The organism is Corynebacterium sp. HMSC08A12, assembly GCF_001807485.1.
Lineage (GTDB): Bacteria > Actinomycetota > Actinomycetes > Mycobacteriales > Mycobacteriaceae > Corynebacterium > Corynebacterium evansiae.
In genome coordinates, this window is sequence record NZ_KV789189.1 from 23,688 (window position 1) to 39,598 (window position 15,911).

Genomic DNA, 15,911 nt, shown 5'->3' on the forward strand with positions numbered 1-15,911 from the left:
AGGTGGCGTCACCTAAAATAGGCAACCATGAGCCCAACAAACCGCAACGAGCCCGTCATCGCCCCACCCACGCCCGTGCGTGCCGCCGCCTCGGTACTCTTCGGCCTGGCAGTGGGCATTATGGTTGCGCCGCTCGCGCCCGGCTTTCAAGCTATCGTGCTGATCCTCAACGTCGGCGCGGCACTACTCCTGACGTTTAGCCACCCCTACCGCCGACAGGTACGCGCAGAGGTGGAAAAGCGTGGCGAGCGTTACCGCACCAGCGCAGCGCAGGTCGCACCCCTGTTCCCACTATGGATCGCACTGATGGCGCTCCCGCTACTGAATACGCGCTCGTGGGTTCTCATGGCCATCATGTGGGTCATCGCCAGCGCGTACACCTGGTTCATCTACCCACACATCGACGGCACCGCGCACATCAAGCCGATCGACAAGAACAAGAAGTAGCGCTCAAAGAGCACCGCGTGCAAGCAAAACGGCCCGCACTCCCCCAAACGCCGGGGAATGCGGGCCGAAAAGCTATTTCAGCTTTTATTAGGAGCCGGAGAGGCTACCGGACAGGCTGCCGGAAGCGCCGGAGCCAGCCGGAGCTGCCCCCTTCTTCACTACGATCGGGGTGCCATTGTCGAAGACCTTGTTGTTGTTCACAGCAGCGCCGACCTTAGCGCCGGCACCGTTCTTGTAGGTACCTTCCTTCTCTGGAGCCTTCCAAGTGAAGTCCAGCAGCAGTGGGGTGGCGGTATCGACGGTAGGCTTCTGCTTAATCAGCAGACCCTCCTCCCAAGAAACGCGAACCTCGGTCCGATCCTTGTTCTCAGTAACCGCGTACTCGCCCTGACCCAGCTCGTGGACACCGTTACCCAGCAGACCACCCTTCATGCGCTCAACCTTCACCAGCTTGAAGCCCTTCGGCATCCACTCAAGGACCTCATCGATGCGGGTCTTGCCCTTCACACCCTGAATCACAACACGGGTCTTCACGGTAGCGCCCGGAGCAACGGTGGTTGCGCCATGAACCTGCTTGTAGACGTCAACATTCCAGGCAGGGCCACCGACGTTACCCAGCTTGACCTTGTCCCCCTCCGGGGTATCCAGGCCCTTCTTGCCACCCAGGGAGCCGGTCAGCCCTCCCAGGGAGCCAGCCGGAGCAGCGGATGCAACACTCACGCCACCGAAAGCCAGTGCAGATGCTGCGGCAATAGCGGTTGCGCTACGAACAAACTTAGAAGCCATAGAGGAATACCTTTCGATCAACTTTGCATGGGTCTGCAAACGACTTCGCGCTAAAGCATAACCTAGTTAGGGAAGCGAAATCAGTATTTCGGAAGTTTCCTCTAAAAAATTTCTAAGTCGGACGAAAAGCCGCCCTTACTCCCACTCGATGGTTCCCGGCGGCTTGCTGGTGACGTCCAGCACCACGCGGTTTACTTCCTCCACCTCATTGGTGATGCGCGTGGAGATCTTCTCCAACACGTCGAAAGGAATGCGGGTCCAGTCGGCCGTCATCGCGTCCTCACTGGATACCGGGCGCAGCACGATCGGGTGGCCATAGGTGCGGCCATCGCCCTGCACACCCACGGATCGCACGTCTGCCAGCAGAACCACTGGGCACTGCCAGATCACGTCGTCCAGGCCAGCGGCGGTGAGCTCAGCGCGGGCGATCGCGTCAGCGGCACGCAGAGTCTCCAGGCGATCCTCCGTCACCTCGCCGATGATGCGGATGCCCAGGCCCGGCCCCGGGAACGGCTGGCGTGCCACGATTTCCTCCGGCAGTCCCAGCTCGCGACCCACGGCGCGCACCTCGTCCTTGAACAGCAGGCGCAGCGGCTCCACCAGCTCAAACTCCACGTCGTCCGGCAGGCCGCCGACGTTGTGGTGGCTCTTGATATTCGCGGTGCCGGTGCCGCCGCCGGATTCAACGACATCCGGGTACAGGGTGCCCTGCACCAGGAAGTCCACGCTGGACCCCTCCGGAGCATCGGCCAGCACGCCCGCCACGGCACGCTCGAAGGAGCGGATAAACTCCGCACCGATGGCCTTACGCTTAGCCTCCGGCTCGGTCACGCCGGCCAGCTTCTGCAGGAACGCCTCGCGCTCGTCCACCGTCACCAGCTTCGCGCCAGTGGCGGCCACAAAGTCCTTCTCCACCTGCTCGCGCTCACCGGCGCGCAGCAGACCGTGGTCGACGAACACACAGGTCAGACGGTCACCAATCGCACGCTGCACCAGCGCGGCCGCCACGGCGGAATCCACGCCACCGGACAGGCCGCAGATAGCGCGTCCTTCGTCGCCGATCTGCTCGCGCACCTGCTCGATCAGCTGCTCGGCAATGTTGCCAGCAGTCCAGGTCGGCTCCAGTCCAGCAGTTTCCAGCAGGAAGCGGCGCAGCACCTCCTGGCCCTTCGGGGAGTGCAGCACCTCGGGGTGGTACTGCACGCCCGCCATGCGCTTCTCCAGGCACTCGAAAGCAGCCACCGGCGCACCCTCGGTGCGGGCGGTCACGGTGAAGCCCTCCGGCGCCTCAGAGACGGAGTCACCGTGGCTCATCCACACCTGCTGGCTCTCCCCCATGCCCCCGTGCAGCACGCCAGCCTCCGGCTGGATCTGCAGCTCGGTGCGGCCGTACTCGCGCAGGCCGGTCTTCGCCACGGTGCCACCCATGGCCTGGGTCATTGCTTGGAAGCCGTAGCAGATGCCAAATACCGGCACCCCCAGCTCCAGCAGTCCCGGCTGGAGCGAGGGGGCGTCATCTGCATAAACAGAAGAAGGTCCACCGGACAAGATCAGGGCCGCAGGGTTCTTCGCGGCAACCTCGTCGGCGGGCATGGTGTGCGGGATGACCTCGGAGTACAGGTTCACCTCGCGCACCCGGCGGGCAATGAGCTGTGCGTATTGCGCACCGAAATCCACGACAAGTACGGGCCGTGGAGCGGCGGTAGCTGGGTCTTGTTGAGTCACGCCCCTAACTCTAACGCACCTGCGCGCCACGGGGCACACCGGTCGCTAGCTAGCCGCGACCGTCCGTGAAGCGCTGCTTGTACCAGTCCATCGACTGCGGGGAGAAAATCAGAGCCAGCGATACCACCGCCACCACGCCGAGGATCATAGCCAGCCAGAACACGCCCGCCTGGATCACCGTAATCGTGATCAGCACCAGAGTGATGTGCGTCAGCACCAAGCCCGACACACCCCACGTGCGCCCCTGGATAATCATCGTCCCGAACAGCGCAAACGCGAAGAAGTACAGCCCCACCATCACGCCGGTCGCGCCGACGTTCATCTTCACAGTTTCGTCGCCGTGCTGCGGCTGGTAGCCGAGGTAGAGCACGATCGTGGCGATGATTCCCACCACGCCGATTACTATTGACGCCCACGAAAGCACCGCTAGCTGCATCGGCAACCGGTCAGTTGTGCGCTGCCACCACTGGGAAATCTTCATTCAGATCAGTTGTGTCTTTCTGTATTAACGGACGACTAACGAACGACTAGGTCGACCTTCTGGAAGCTCTTGATGTCCGTGTATCCACACTTAGCCATCGAGCGGCGCAGGGCGCCAATGATGTTCTCTCCACCAACCGGGTTGGCAGTTGGGCCGAACAGCAGCTCCTTCAACGGCAGCGGCTCGTCGCCCAGGCCTACCTCTTCCACCAGGCCGCGCGGCAGCTTCGGGTGGCCCGCCGTGGACGGCCAGTACCAGTTCGGAGCACCTGCGGAAGCAGCGGTGGCCAAGGGAAGCCCCAGAGATACGGCATCCGCGCCACAGGCGATGGCCTTAGCTACGTCACCGGAATTACGCAGCGAGGAGTCGGCGATGATGTGGACGTAGCGGCCGCCCGTTTCGTCCAGGTAGTCGCGGCGCGCAGCGGCCGCATCGGCGATGGCGGTGGCCATTGGCACGTCGATGCCCAGTGAATCGTTGTTGGTGGTGTGGCCAGAGCCGATGATCACACCCGCCGCGCCGGTGCGCATCAGGTGCATGGCGGTGGTGTAGTCCACCACGCCACCGGCGATCACCGGAATGTCCAAGCTGCCGATGAACTCCTTCAGGTTCAGCGGCTCGCCGTCGCGGTGCACGTGTTCCGCGGAGACCAGGGTGCCCTGAACCACCAGCAGGTCCATGCCGGACTTGATCAGCGCCGGCGCGAGCTCGCGGGCGTTCTGCGGGGACACACGAACGGCGAAGCGCACACCGGATTCCCGCACCTGGTTCAGCCGCTCCTGCAGCAGGTCCACGTTCAGGTCCAGGGAGTGGAGGCGCTGCAGCTCCGCGTTGGCGCCGAAGATCTCTGAGTCCGAGGCGGCGTCATCCTCCTCGAATAGCGCGGATTCAGCCTTGCGAGCAGCTTCAACAACCCCGCGCAGGGCTGCGTCCAAGTCATCGACGCGACCCCAGAGGCCTTCGGCATTGATCACCGGAAGGCCGCCCAGCTGCCCAAACTCGATGGCGAACTCGGGCGTGACGATCGAGTCGGTCGGGTGCGTCATCACCGGGATGTCGAAGGAATAAGCGTCGATCTTCCACGACGTATCCACATCGTGCGAGCTGCGGGTGCGTCGGGACGGCACGATGTCGATTTGGTTCAGGCCGTACACCCGACGGGCAGCGCGCCCACGTCCGATGTCAACGTATTCCTGCATGGCTGGATTGCTCCTTAAAGGCGTGCTTTAGCGGTTCGGGTTGTAGTTCGGCGCTTCCATGATGCCCTGCACATCGTGAGGGTGCGATTCGCGCAGGCCCGCGCCAGTGATGCGCACGAAGCGTGCGTTGTGCAGCTCGGGGATCGTCGCTGCGCCGGTGTAGCCCATGGCAGCGCGCAGGCCACCGACCTGCTGGTGCAGGATCGAGCCGATGGAGCCGCGGAACGGCACACGACCCTCGATGCCTTCCGGCACCAGCTTCTCCTCGGACTGCACGTCGGCCTGGAAGTAGCGGTCCTTGGAGTAGGAGCGCTTCTCGCCGGTCAGGCCACGGCCCTGCATGGCGCCCATGGAGCCCATGCCGCGGTAGCGCTTGTACTGCTTGCCGCTGATGGTCACGATCTCACCGGGGGTCTCGGCCGATCCGGCGAGCATGGAGCCCAGCATTACTGTGGACGCCCCAGCCGCCAGTGCCTTGGCGATGTCGCCGGAGAACTGCATACCTCCGTCGGCGATGATCGGCACGCCCGCCTTCTTGGCCGGGACGGCTGCCTCCATGATGGCGGTGATCTGCGGGGCACCAACGCCCGCGACGACGCGGGTGGTGCAGATGGAGCCCGGGCCGATGCCGACCTTGATGGCATCCGCACCGGCCTCGATCATGGCCTGCGCTGCCTCGCGGGTAGCGAGGTTGCCGCCCACGACGTCCACACGGTCGCCGAACTCCTTCTTCACGCGGGAGACCATGTCCAGCACGCCGCGGTTGTGAGCGTGGGCGGTGTCGACGATCAGCACGTCCACGCCGGCATCCACCAGGTTGCCCGCGCGGGTCCAGGCGTCCTCGCCAGTGCCAATACCGGCAGCGGCCAGCAGGCGACCGGAGGAGTCCTTGGCAGCCAGCGGGTACTGCTCACGCTTGGCGAAGTCCTTGACGGTGATCAGGCCGGTCAGCTTGCCAGCACCGTCGACGATCGGCAGCTTCTCTACCTTGTTCTCGGAAAGCAGGCTCAGGGCAGCTTCGGCGGACACGCCTTCCTGGGCGACAACCAGCGGCATGGGGGTCATGGCCTCGGAGACCTTGCGGCTGAAGTCGCTTTCGAAGCGCATGTCGCGGTTGGTGAGGATGCCGACCAACACGCCCTCGTCATCCACGACCGGCAGTCCGGAGATGCGGTAGCGGGCGCACAGATCATCTACTTCCTGGATGGTCATGTCCGGGGAGGCGGTAACCGGGTCGGTGATCATGCCAGCTTCGGAGCGCTTGACGATCTCCACCTGCTGTGCCTGGTCCTCGATGGACAGGTTGCGGTGCAGCACGCCGATGCCGCCGTGACGGGCCATGGCGACGGCCATGCGGGCCTCGGTGACGGTATCCATGGCGGCGGAGGCCACCGGGATGTTCAGGTCAATGTTGCGAGTGAACTTCGTGGAGGTGTCCACGCCGGAGGGGATCACCTCGGAAGCGGCGGGCAGCAGCAGGACGTCATCGAAAGTAAGTCCAACCAGTGCAACCTTGTTGGGGTCGTCGCCGCCGGTGGAAACTGGGTAAATCTTCGCGTTCATCTCTGGGTTCGTCACAGGTTGCCCGACCTTCCTCTAGAAAATTCTGCGGCGCTTCCTTACCAGGGCTTGGGTGCCTGGGAGTTCTCGCCGTCTTTTCGCCGATGTACTACAGAATAACCCTTTGCAGCGCGTTTTTGTGTGCCGGGGTTAGGTAGCGGCGGGGCGCGTACTACGGCGCCAGGTGGGTCAGCGAGGTGACGAATGCGCCACTGGGAAGCCGAACGCTCAAGTTCCCTCCCGTAACGATCAGCAACAGCGGAGGAGTGTCCCAGGCAAATCTATCGGCGAAGGCTTGGAGGTTTTGTGCAGCTCTATCCAGCACTTGGGAACTCTGCCCCAACTTAACCTCCACAAGCACCGTTCTGCCTGCTAATTCAAAGACCGCGTCTACCTCTAGCCCGGATGCATCACGGGCGTGGAAGATCTGCCGCCCTGTGAGCACACGCAGATCGTGTACCACCTGGGATTCAAACATCTGGCCCGCGTATTCAAGGTTCTGCAGTAGCTTTTCCGGAGATGCCTCCAGCACAGCTGCAGCCAGCGCAGGATCCGCGAGGTGCCGTTTCGGCACCTTGCGGAGGCTGGCACGCGAGCGCAGATGAGAAGACCAGGCACGCTGCTCCTCGGCAATGAAAATCCGCTGTAGCGTGGTGAGGTACTCCCTGGTAGTTGCTCGATCAATATCAATATCAGTAGCGATCGCGCTAATGGACTGCTCTGTCGCCACCCCTCGCGCCAGGGAGCGCAGGAGCGCCTGAACCTTCACGGGGTCCCGACGTTTGCCGTCGGTGACATTAATGTCTACGTGCGCCACGGTCTCTGCGTAGCTACGCAGGTTTTCCTGAGCCGCAGCTGTAGGAAAATGTCGGTTTCCAGGCCAACCTCCGTGGGCCATACGGTCGATGACTCCTCGGATATCCAACACAGTTTCACTGTTGTGCGTCAGTTCGCCTTCTTCCACCAGCTTCGAAAGGGACACAGCACCGTTGGAATGGCCAGACTCGTAGAAGCTGAAGGTGTGCATTCGCAACCGGGCTATTCTTCCTGCCCCGGAGTGGCGGGACTTCTCCTCCCCCGGCGCAGTTGAGCCCGTAAGGATGAATTGCCCCGGTGCCTGGCGCCGGTCAATCTCATGCCGCACTAGGTTCCATAGTCGGGGCTCCTCCTGCCATTCGTCGAAAACGCGGGGAGTGGCGCCGCTGAGCGCCAGGTCTGGCATGGTGTTGAGCTGCGTCTCTAGATTAAGGTCCGTATCCACCTGCACGAGGCTGCCCGCCACCTGGCGTGCCGTCGCGGACTTTCCGCAACCTTTCGGCCCTTCGATGAGCACTCCACCGGCACGCTCTAAGGCACTCTGCAGCCGTTGATCTTCAACTCTAGGAAGATATTCCACAGCCATCCTCACCAGCCGCTTTCACTTGATCCATCAGTTTACCACCGTTTCATTCCCCACTTTATCAGCAATTCATTCACCAGTTTGAGCGACTTTCATTCCCCAGTTTAGGCGCGTTTCATTCACCAGTTTGCGGTGAGGTGATGCTCTTGCCTTGCATAACCGGCCACAGGGTACGGTGTTGGTGTGAGCTTTAACCACGATCAGATGCCGCCGGACCCTTTCGCCGATGATCCGAACGACCCTGCGTCGTTCCTGGATCCCGACGAGTTTGATGAGGCCGTTCCGCCGTTGTCTCCCGATGAGGTTCAGGCTCTGCGGGAGGATCTGCAGAATGTCCGTGATTTCCGCAAGCTGTTGGAGCCGCGCGGGGTACGCGGGATCACCATGCTGTGTGAGGATTGCGAGGACAGTCACTTCTACGACTGGGACATCATCGAGTCGAATATTCGCACGATGTTGAACAACGAGCTTGTGCCGGTGCACGAGCCGTCAGCGCAGCCAAACCCGAATGATTATGTGACCTGGGATTATTGCCTGGGATACGCGGACGCGATCGACTTCGCGTTCCACGGTCTGCGCCCGCCGTTCCTCTGGGGGAAGTAGTTAGCTACCTTCCGCGCGCGGGGCGTTGTAGTCGGTGAGCACCGGCAGCGACTCCGGGTTACGTGGCCCGCCCGTGGTCGGGGTAGGTCGATCCTGACGGGGCGACGCAGGCTCGCTTGGCTTCTGGGTCTTCGAAGTCGTCGTTTTCGACGTCGTATCAGTGGGGTTCGTCGGTGCCGGGGCACCCATCGGCATCGCCGGCCCCAGCTGCCCAGGGGCTTCCGCCCCTCCAGGGGTTTCCGTTCCACCGAGCAGGATGGTGGTCGTTGGGATCGCCTCCCCAGCCGGCGCCTCAGGAGCCTTGGAGCTCTTCGTGGCAGCCTTGCTCGGCTTGCTCTTTTCCTCCTGGCGCTGCTCGCCCTTGGGCTTACGGTCGCCCTGTTCGCCGCGGCTCTGCTCGTCTGCGACGCTCTCTTCACTGAGGACGCCACCTTGCCCGCCAGCGGAACTCTCGGCAAGGCTGTTGGAGCCCTCTACCTCGACGGCTTCCTTCTCAGCCACGGTATCGCGCTTCACGTGCGCACCCTGCGAGCTGGAGTAGGCCGCGTATCCCAGACCTCCCACAGCGATAGCGGCGGCCACTCCGCCGGCGATCAGCATGCTGGTCAGAGAAATACCTCCGGCAGCGGCCGCCTTGGCGCTGGTACGCAGCAGACGCGAACTGTTGTTGGCACCCTCAGCTGCCTCAGCCGCTTCAGCTTCAGATTCTTCGCCACCGTCTTCCGTAAACAGGAAGCTTACGTCCGGCGCGGGCGGAATATCCCGGTAGAGCTCCTCACGGCGCGCAACCAGGTCCGCAAAAACAGGGTCGTTGGAGTCAAAATTTTCCGTTTCCGGAATCGCCTCGCCGCGGCCGATCGCATCAAGGATGCGATCTACATCCAGGATGGAGGCGAAGTTCTCCTCGCCCTCCCGGAAGCCGTCATTCTGCGCCATGGCTCTTGAGCTCTTTTCTTTCCTGAACTACCCGAAGGTAGCTGCCTACTGTTGAATAATTCCGTGCTTCTTTAGCTTCATAACCGCCCGGTGCTGGGCAACTCGAACGGCCGTTGGTTTCGAGCCCACGATCTCCGCGGTCTCCTCTGCGGAGTAGCCGTGAATAACTCGAAGAAGAAGGATTTCTCGCGATTTCTCACTAAGAATATCGAGCTTCCTAGCCAAATCGTTACATGAATCTTGGCTTAAGTACACCTCTTCAGGTGAATCCTGGAAACTCTCTTCCTCCGGCAATTCCTCCGTTGGATCGGATACGTCCCGCTGTTGGAAACGGTAGGCGTCAGTAATCTTGTTTCGCGCCACCTGGTAGACGAAGGCCATAAACGGTGCCCCACGATCCTCATACCCGGGTAGAGCCTTGGCAACCGCAATGCAGACATCCTGTGCAACGTCATCGGGCGTGGGGTAACCGTTCATGCTCAGCTTGCCGCGACAAAAGAGAACCACCTTTGGGTGGATTAGCTGAATAAGACGATTAACTGCGCGACGGTCTTGATCAATGGCCGCCGGGAGGAGATCTCGAATCTCCTCGTCGGTTTCCTGGTCTGCAGCCATCGCCTCTACTCCGTCAAATGCTCGAACGTCTTTATCAACGTCTTTATCAATGTGGATTGAAACTATCACACCGCGCCGACAGCCCCAGATCGACTAAAAAGGGGACTGTTCGATTTCTCCTCACACGGATGCAATGGAACAAACCTGAAACATGTTCCCATTTTTGCTCTGGTTTTTCAGCTAACCTCAACCTTCCTGGCAGCCTTATTTGGCAATCCCCCAGCAAGATCGCGGGAAGATGACATTAAGCAGCGAATTTTTTAACCCCCTTTGGGGGAATCTGGGCGTGGCGTAGAAACAAGTTAATCCATTGTTCAACTAGCCGCATTCCCGCAGGTAGGCGGCTACCGCTATGCGAAATAGGTATGTCGGAACAGGTTTTGGATACCCAAAAGGCACTCGTTCTTTACTTAGAGTTCATTTAAGGATTGGAACCTCTCAGACGTCACTACAAGTGAGCATCTGACTTTTCACGAGGAGTAACCACCTAATGCCACAGCCCAGCCAGCTTCCGGGACCTGCTTCTTCGACTTGGGAATGGCAACTCCATGGCGCATGCCGCGGGGCTGATTCTTCTGTCTTCTTCCACCCGGATGGCGAGCGTGGCCGTGCCCGCGCTATGCGCGAGCACCGTGCCAAGGCCATCTGCCGCGAGTGCCCGGTGATTGAGCAGTGCCGCAACCACGCACTCAGCGTGGGCGAGCCCTACGGCATCTGGGGCGGCCTCAGCGAGTCCGAGCGCGACGCTATCCTGCGCCCCACTTCTCGCAACCGCAACCGCCGCGTAGCCTCCTAGCGGGCCGCATTACCTCCTAGCCGCTGGCTGGGCACATAAAGCCCCACCAAGGCAGGCCCGCTCATCCCACACGATGCAGCGACCACAAAAGAAAGGGAGAGGGATAATCCCTCTCCCTTTTATTACTGCCTAGCAGCGGGCTACGGCGGCTATCCCACTAGTGGGCGTGGCCAGCGTGTGCTCCTGCCTGGGGCGCCGGAGCGGCCGGCTTGTCCACCACGGCAGTCTCGGTCGTCAGCACCATGCGGGCGACGGAGGTGGCGTTAACCACAGCGGAGTGGGTTACCTTCACCGGGTCGATGATGCCCTGCTCCAGCAGGTTGCCGTACTCCAGGGTGGCGGCGTTGAAGCCCGAGCCGTTGGGCTGCTCGGCGATCTTGGAGACCACAACGGCGCCGTCCAGGCCGGCGTTGTCGGCGATCCAGTATGCCGGGCGACGCAGAGCGCGAGCCAGGGAACGCAGGCCGATGGCCTCGTCACCTTCTGCCTGGCGGGACAGCTCCTCGATCTCAGCGGCGATCTGCACCAGCACGGAGCCGCCACCGGCGATTACACCTTCCTGGCTGGCGGCACGTGCAGCGTTGATCGCATCCTCGATGCGCAACTTGCGCTCGTTGACCTCGGTCTCGGTAGCACCACCGGCGCGGATGACGGCCACGCCACCGGACAGCTTCGCCAGACGCTCCTCGAACTTCTCCTTGTCCCAGGAGGAATCGGTGCGCTCGATGTCGTTGCGGATCTGGTTGCGGCGCTCCTCGACGGCCTCAGCGGAACCAGCACCGTCGACCAGCACGGTCTCTTCCTTGGTGATGTTCACGCGACGGGCAGAACCCAGCTGCTCCAGAGTGGTCTCGGAGAGCTTGTGGCCCAGCTCGCTGTCGATGACGGTACCGCCGGTGACGATAGCCAGGTCGTCCATGAACGCAGAGCGACGGTCGCCGAAGTACGGAGACTTCACGGCCGCGACCTTCAGCGACTTGCGGATGGCGTTCAGCACCAGCATCTGCAGCGGCTCGCCCTCGATGTCCTCGGCGACGATCAGCAGCGGCTTACCGGAGTTGGCAACCTTCTCCAGCACCGGCAGGAAGTCCGGCAGGGAGGAGATCTTCTCGCGCACCAGCAGGATCAGCGGGTTTTCCAGCTCTGCGTGGCCGGTCTCCTGGTCCGTAACGAAGTACGGAGACAGGTAGCCCTTGTCGAAGGAAACACCCTCGGTGACGATCGATTCGTCCTCGATGGACTGGGACTCTTCGACGGTCACCACGCCGTCCTTGCCCACCTTGTCGAAAGCATCGGCAACCATGGCGCCGATCTTTTCGTCGCGGGAAGAAACGGTGGCGACGTTGGCGATGGCGGCGTTGTCCGCAACTGGCTGCGCCAGCTCGCGCAGCAGTTCCACAACGCGCTCGGTGCCCTGGGCGATTCCGCGGTTCACGGCGATCGGGTTGGCGCCGGCTGCCACGGTGCGCAGACCCTCGTTGATCAAAGCCTGTGCCAGCAGCGTAGCGGTGGTGGTGCCGTCGCCGGCGATGTCGTTGGTCTTGATGGCAACGGACTTAACCAGCTGGGCACCCAGGTTCTCGAAGGGATCCTCCAGGTCGATGTCGCGCGCAATGGTCACGCCATCGTTGGTTACGGTCGGGCCACCGAAGGCCTTGTCCAGCACGACGTTGCGGCCGCGCGGGCCTAGGGTCACCTTCACCGCGTCCGCCAGGGCGTCTACGCCCTTCTGCAGGCCCTCGCGGGCCTCTTGATCAAATGCGATGAGTTTTGACATGCAGCTACCCGCTTACTTTTCGATGACAGCGAGGATGTCGCGCTGGGTCAGCAGCAGGTACTCTTCGCCGTTGTACTTCAGCTCGGTGCCGCCGTACTTGGAGAAGACGACGGTGTCCCCCTCCTTCACATCCATCGGGATGCGGTCGTCGTCATCTGCCCAGCGGCCGGGGCCGACAGCGATGACGGTGGCCTCCTGCGGCTTCTCCTTAGCGGAGTCCGGGATGACTAGACCGGATGCGGTAGTGGTCTCCGCCTCGACGATCTGGACGAGGACGCGGTCCTCAAGGGGCTTGATGTTGACGTTAGCCACGATTGAATACCTCCGTGTATTCGAGCTGTAGGTTTCACTCTTGTGAACTGTTGTGCCGGTTGGTTTTCCAGATACAGCCGTCGTCGCGGGTGAACAACTGTGAGTCAAACAACCTATCTGGCACTCTACCCTCGCAAGTGCTAACGCTCAACCAACCCCGGTGCTAGATCCCCGGAGCTAGACCCCCTTGGTCAGGTTAACCACCGCGTTGTACCACAGCTCGTAATCCTTGGCGTTGTCTTCCTTGTAGTTCTCAACTGCGCGGATGCCATTGTGGATCGACTCGATGTCCTCGTCAGTCAGCCCTGCTCCCTCGTCGCCGACGAACAGCACGGGGCCGAGGATCGCGCGAGCCGGGTCAGAGATGAAGCTGGAGTCGCCGGTCTCCTGCTCCTTGCGCCCCATGGAAGCCAGCGGGTTCGGCTCCGGGTTCTCCGCCTTACGTGCGTCGGAGGAGTAAATCGCGGCGACGGTCAGGCCACTCTCCACGAAAACCACGTGCAGGCGATCCTGCTCGCTACCGCCCAGAACGTCGGCGGCCTCCGACAGATCAATGTCCATTTCCTTCGTCTGCAGATCCGGCGTTACCAGCATGCTGCGTGGCATATTAAGCTCCTAGCTTGTTGTGTGATGAAAGAGTTGTGAGTTTTTAGACAGTCACAGAACATCTTGCCAGCAAACTAGCAATTGCGCAGGACAGGCTCTTCCACGTCCAGCGAGGGATCGGTAGGCGTCGCCAACCCGCTCGGCTCCTCCCCCGCCGCAACGAGGCGCGCTGCGAGTGCCGCCATCATTACGCCGTTGTCGGTGCAGAGCTTTGCCTGTGGGATTTTTAGTTCGACGCCCACTTCTCCGCACCTTTCGGCCGCCACTTCCCGCAGGCGCCTATTCGCGGAAACACCTCCGCCAAGCAGCATCACGCGGGCGCCCTTATCTTCGCAGGCGCGCAGCGCCTTAGTGACGAGCACGTCCACCACTGCCTCTTGGAAGGAAGCACACACGTCTTCAATGGGCAGGCTCGCACCCTCTTTTTCCGCATTCTCCACGTAGCGGGCGACGGCGGTCTTCAACCCGGAGAAGGAGAAGTCGTAGCGCGAATCCTGCTGGCGCATCATGCCACGCGGGAAGGCGATGGCCTTGGGGTCACCTTGCGCAGCCAGTCGGTCGATCACCGGACCGCCTGGGTAGCCCAGACCCAGCAAGCGCGCGACCTTGTCATAGGCTTCGCCCGCGGCATCGTCCAGGGTGCTGCCGAGTTCTTCCATCGGGGCACCCACGCCTGTGACGTGCAAAATCTGCGTGTGCCCGCCGCTGACCAGCAGCGCGATGGCATTGCTGAGGTCACCGTCGGCGCCAGCCTCCTCGGTGGCGCCTCCCGCCGCCCCCTTGCCAGTCCCCTCGTCGAGGGTCCCAACGGCCACGTGCCCACCCAGGTGGTTCACGCCATAGAAGGGCACCTCCCACGCCAGGGCGTAAGCCTTCGCGGCAGCAGCGCCGACCAGTAGGGCTCCGGCCAGGCCGGGTCCAACGGTGGCGGCCACAACGTCTGGAATGCGGAAATCGGAGACATTCTCGCGCGCTTCTGCCAGGGCGGCGCGCATCGTCGGCTGCATGGCCTCCAGGTGGGCGCGGGAGGCGATCTCCGGGACCACGCCTCCGAAGCGGGCGTGCTGCTCCATGGAGGAGGCCACCTTGTTCGCCACGATCTCCAACTGCGCAGCGCCGTCGGCAGCTTCTGCTTCGCCACCGGCTGCAGCACCGTCACCGCCAGCTTTACCTTCGCCAGCAGTTGCCGTGCTGGCGACGATGCCCACGCCGGTCTCGTCACAGGAGCTTTCGATGCCCATGATGTAGGTAGGCCGGTTTGAAGTCTCGGTATCTGGGGCCGGGGTGGCGTCAGAAACAAAACCGGGGCGCACCATGGTGAAGGCATCGGCACCCGAGGGTTGGTAGTAGGCGCGGCGGGTGCCTTCGATGGCGAAGCCGTAGCGCTCGTACAGCCCCACGGCGGGGCGGTTGTCGGTGCGAACCTCGAGGAAGATGGGGGCGCGCAGGCGGTCGGCGACGGCGACCAGCGGGTCCATGAGAAGCTTGGATAGGCTCTTCCCCTGCCATTCGGGAATGATGCCGATGGTGTGGATCTCCGCCTCCGGGTCGTTCGCCGGGCCGCCGACGGCCAGGATGGCGTAGCCGATCAGCTGGGGCTCGCTGGGGCCATCGAAGGAGTCTGCAGCTGCCCCGGGAGCGACCTCCAAAGCAAGGCAGTGGGTGTGCGGCGCGGCGATCTCACTGGCAAAGGCTTCCGCGGACCAAGGGGAATCCTCGGGGAAGAGGATCTGCTCGATCTCCGCGCAGGCGGGCGCGTCGGCGGTGGTGAGCAGGCGCACGCGAGCGGACTGGGAGCCTGCATGCGGACCTTCCTCCACAACATCGCTATCGGCGCCTGCCGCAGAGACCTGGGCGCCCAGCTCCTGCACGCGAGAAAAGTCCAGCGCCTTCGAAATTGCCTTCGCCTTCGGCTCCTTCGCATCGGGCCGACGCAAGTAGAGCGCGCGGAGTGCGGGCGCATCGGCCAACAACCCCGGAACCGAACCGAGAAACTCCAGCGCTGCAAGAACTAATCCCCGAGGCGTGGGATGGGCATCCACGCTTTCGATCTGGCAGCCCTCTTGGGAGCCAAAAAGCTCTTCCGCCTGTTCTGCGACCGCGGAAGCGCTAAGCACCCGCAACGGCCAGCGGTCGATTTCCTGCTGGATATCCCGCACCACATCTGGCGCGTGAACGGAAGCCGGAACTTGCACCTCAGAGCACAGCCGCCCTGCCAACCCGGGAAAGAAACTCATACGCGAGTGGTAGAACTCGCGGCGGCGGGCATCGGAGACAATCAAATAATCGCCGAAAGCTTTAGACCCGACCTGGGAGGTGGCATGCTCCCACGCCGTGGCGGCCGCGCTGGGAATGCCGTGGACTGGGATCGAGAGGGCGTCACCAAAAGCAGCAGCGGTAGCCATACCAACCCGCAGCCCAGTAAACGGCCCCGGGCCAGTGCCGGCGACGACCGCGTGCAGGTCTCGAGGGGAAAGCTCCGCCTCGGCGAGGCACGCCTGGATGTTCGGGGTGAGCAGCTCCATGTGGCCGCGAACGTTATCCACCAGGCGCTCGGCGAGCACGCTAACCTGACCATTCGCGGAAATCTGGACGATTCCGCAGGTGACATAATTGGTAGAGGTATCGACGGCCAAGGCGTAAATCATAGGATTTATTCTATGGCGGAT

Annotated in this window: 15 protein-coding genes; 3 read left to right on the forward strand and 12 right to left on the reverse strand. The window is 62.4% G+C overall.

The annotated features are described in order from the left end of the window. The first annotated feature begins 27 nt into the window (after positions 1-27). Positions 28-447 (forward strand): hypothetical protein, encoded by a 420-nt coding sequence (locus tag HMPREF3166_RS08295; protein WP_070488678.1) that lies wholly within the window; start codon positions 28-30, stop codon positions 445-447. 87 nt (positions 448-534) lie between these two features. Here the strand turns inward: HMPREF3166_RS08295 and HMPREF3166_RS08300 are convergent, their stop codons facing one another. From HMPREF3166_RS08300 to HMPREF3166_RS08325, 6 genes are all read right to left on the reverse strand, one after another. Continuing rightward, positions 535-1,233, reverse strand: a complete 699-nt coding sequence (locus HMPREF3166_RS08300) for a hypothetical protein (RefSeq protein WP_070488680.1) — start codon at positions 1,231-1,233, stop codon at positions 535-537. A gap of 135 nt (positions 1,234-1,368) precedes the next feature. Beyond that, positions 1,369-2,958, reverse strand: coding sequence for a glutamine-hydrolyzing GMP synthase (gene guaA, locus HMPREF3166_RS08305; protein WP_083293855.1), 1,590 nt, complete (start codon positions 2,956-2,958; stop codon positions 1,369-1,371). Positions 2,959-3,007: 49 nt separating this feature from the next. Beyond that, positions 3,008-3,439, reverse strand: coding sequence for a membrane protein (locus HMPREF3166_RS08310; RefSeq protein ID WP_034984932.1), 432 nt, complete (start codon positions 3,437-3,439; stop codon positions 3,008-3,010). A gap of 35 nt (positions 3,440-3,474) precedes the next feature. After that, complete coding sequence (locus HMPREF3166_RS08315; RefSeq protein ID WP_035003074.1) at positions 3,475-4,638, reverse strand: GuaB3 family IMP dehydrogenase-related protein; 1,164 nt, start codon at positions 4,636-4,638, stop codon at positions 3,475-3,477. A gap of 27 nt (positions 4,639-4,665) precedes the next feature. After that, the gene (gene guaB / locus HMPREF3166_RS08320; protein WP_049049852.1) at positions 4,666-6,201 is read right to left on the reverse strand and encodes an IMP dehydrogenase; all 1,536 of its coding nucleotides are present in this window, start codon (positions 6,199-6,201) and stop codon (positions 4,666-4,668) included. 169 nt (positions 6,202-6,370) lie between these two features. Beyond that, a complete protein-coding gene (locus tag HMPREF3166_RS08325) occupies positions 6,371-7,531 on the reverse strand; it encodes an ATP-binding protein (RefSeq protein WP_246816979.1) in 1,161 nt (386 codons plus the stop codon). 270 nt (positions 7,532-7,801) lie between these two features. On the opposite strand from HMPREF3166_RS08325, the gene HMPREF3166_RS08330 reads away from it, so the two are divergent. Continuing rightward, on the forward strand, positions 7,802-8,200 hold the full coding sequence (locus tag HMPREF3166_RS08330) for a DUF5319 domain-containing protein (RefSeq protein ID WP_034985018.1): 399 nt from the start codon (positions 7,802-7,804) through the stop codon (positions 8,198-8,200). Here HMPREF3166_RS08330 and HMPREF3166_RS08335 read toward each other — a convergent pair whose 3' ends face one another. Both HMPREF3166_RS08335 and HMPREF3166_RS08340 read right to left on the reverse strand, forming a co-directional pair. Then, a complete protein-coding gene (locus tag HMPREF3166_RS08335; protein ID WP_070488686.1) occupies positions 8,201-9,136 on the reverse strand; it encodes a hypothetical protein in 936 nt (311 codons plus the stop codon). It lies immediately after the preceding gene. Positions 9,137-9,181: 45 nt separating this feature from the next. Further along, positions 9,182-9,751 (reverse strand): sigma-70 family RNA polymerase sigma factor, encoded by a 570-nt coding sequence (locus tag HMPREF3166_RS08340; protein WP_070488688.1) that lies wholly within the window; start codon positions 9,749-9,751, stop codon positions 9,182-9,184. Positions 9,752-10,241: 490 nt separating this feature from the next. Between HMPREF3166_RS08340 and HMPREF3166_RS08345 the strand changes: the two genes are divergently transcribed. Further along, a complete protein-coding gene (locus tag HMPREF3166_RS08345) occupies positions 10,242-10,547 on the forward strand; it encodes a WhiB family transcriptional regulator (RefSeq protein WP_005291806.1) in 306 nt (101 codons plus the stop codon). 157 nt (positions 10,548-10,704) lie between these two features. Here the strand turns inward: HMPREF3166_RS08345 and groL are convergent, their stop codons facing one another. The 4 genes from groL to tsaD all read right to left on the reverse strand — a co-directional run bounded on the left by groL (position 10,705) and on the right by tsaD (position 15,890). Then, the gene (gene groL, locus HMPREF3166_RS08350) at positions 10,705-12,324 is read right to left on the reverse strand and encodes a chaperonin GroEL (protein ID WP_070488690.1); all 1,620 of its coding nucleotides are present in this window, start codon (positions 12,322-12,324) and stop codon (positions 10,705-10,707) included. A gap of 12 nt (positions 12,325-12,336) precedes the next feature. Beyond that, positions 12,337-12,636: a co-chaperone GroES gene (gene groES, locus HMPREF3166_RS08355; protein ID WP_011274097.1), complete on the reverse strand. Its 300-nt coding sequence runs from the start codon at positions 12,634-12,636 to the stop codon at positions 12,337-12,339. A 177-nt stretch (positions 12,637-12,813) separates the two neighbouring features. Then, positions 12,814-13,242: a hypothetical protein gene (locus tag HMPREF3166_RS08360; protein WP_035003066.1), complete on the reverse strand. Its 429-nt coding sequence runs from the start codon at positions 13,240-13,242 to the stop codon at positions 12,814-12,816. Between the two features lie 74 nt (positions 13,243-13,316). Beyond that, complete coding sequence (gene tsaD / locus HMPREF3166_RS08365; protein WP_070488691.1) at positions 13,317-15,890, reverse strand: tRNA (adenosine(37)-N6)-threonylcarbamoyltransferase complex transferase subunit TsaD; 2,574 nt, start codon at positions 15,888-15,890, stop codon at positions 13,317-13,319. Positions 15,891-15,911: the final 21 nt, after the last annotated feature.

Coding starts and splice junctions, on each gene's coding strand:
- HMPREF3166_RS08340 (WP_070488688.1), bottom strand. CDS start 9,751: ATGGCTGCAGACCAGGAAACCGACGAGGAGATTCGAGATCTCCTCCCG.
- HMPREF3166_RS08330 (WP_034985018.1), top strand. CDS start 7,802: ATGCCGCCGGACCCTTTCGCCGATGATCCGAACGACCCTGCGTCGTTC.
- HMPREF3166_RS08335 (WP_070488686.1), bottom strand. CDS start 9,136: ATGGCGCAGAATGACGGCTTCCGGGAGGGCGAGGAGAACTTCGCCTCC.
- tsaD (WP_070488691.1), bottom strand. CDS start 15,890: ATGATTTACGCCTTGGCCGTCGATACCTCTACCAATTATGTCACCTGC.
- HMPREF3166_RS08310 (WP_034984932.1), bottom strand. CDS start 3,439: ATGAAGATTTCCCAGTGGTGGCAGCGCACAACTGACCGGTTGCCGATG.
- HMPREF3166_RS08300 (WP_070488680.1), bottom strand. CDS start 1,233: ATGGCTTCTAAGTTTGTTCGTAGCGCAACCGCTATTGCCGCAGCATCT.
- HMPREF3166_RS08360 (WP_035003066.1), bottom strand. CDS start 13,242: ATGCCACGCAGCATGCTGGTAACGCCGGATCTGCAGACGAAGGAAATG.
- HMPREF3166_RS08345 (WP_005291806.1), top strand. CDS start 10,242: ATGCCACAGCCCAGCCAGCTTCCGGGACCTGCTTCTTCGACTTGGGAA.
- guaB (WP_049049852.1), bottom strand. CDS start 6,201: ATGAACGCGAAGATTTACCCAGTTTCCACCGGCGGCGACGACCCCAAC.
- groL (WP_070488690.1), bottom strand. CDS start 12,324: ATGTCAAAACTCATCGCATTTGATCAAGAGGCCCGCGAGGGCCTGCAG.
- HMPREF3166_RS08315 (WP_035003074.1), bottom strand. CDS start 4,638: ATGCAGGAATACGTTGACATCGGACGTGGGCGCGCTGCCCGTCGGGTG.
- HMPREF3166_RS08295 (WP_070488678.1), top strand. CDS start 28: ATGAGCCCAACAAACCGCAACGAGCCCGTCATCGCCCCACCCACGCCC.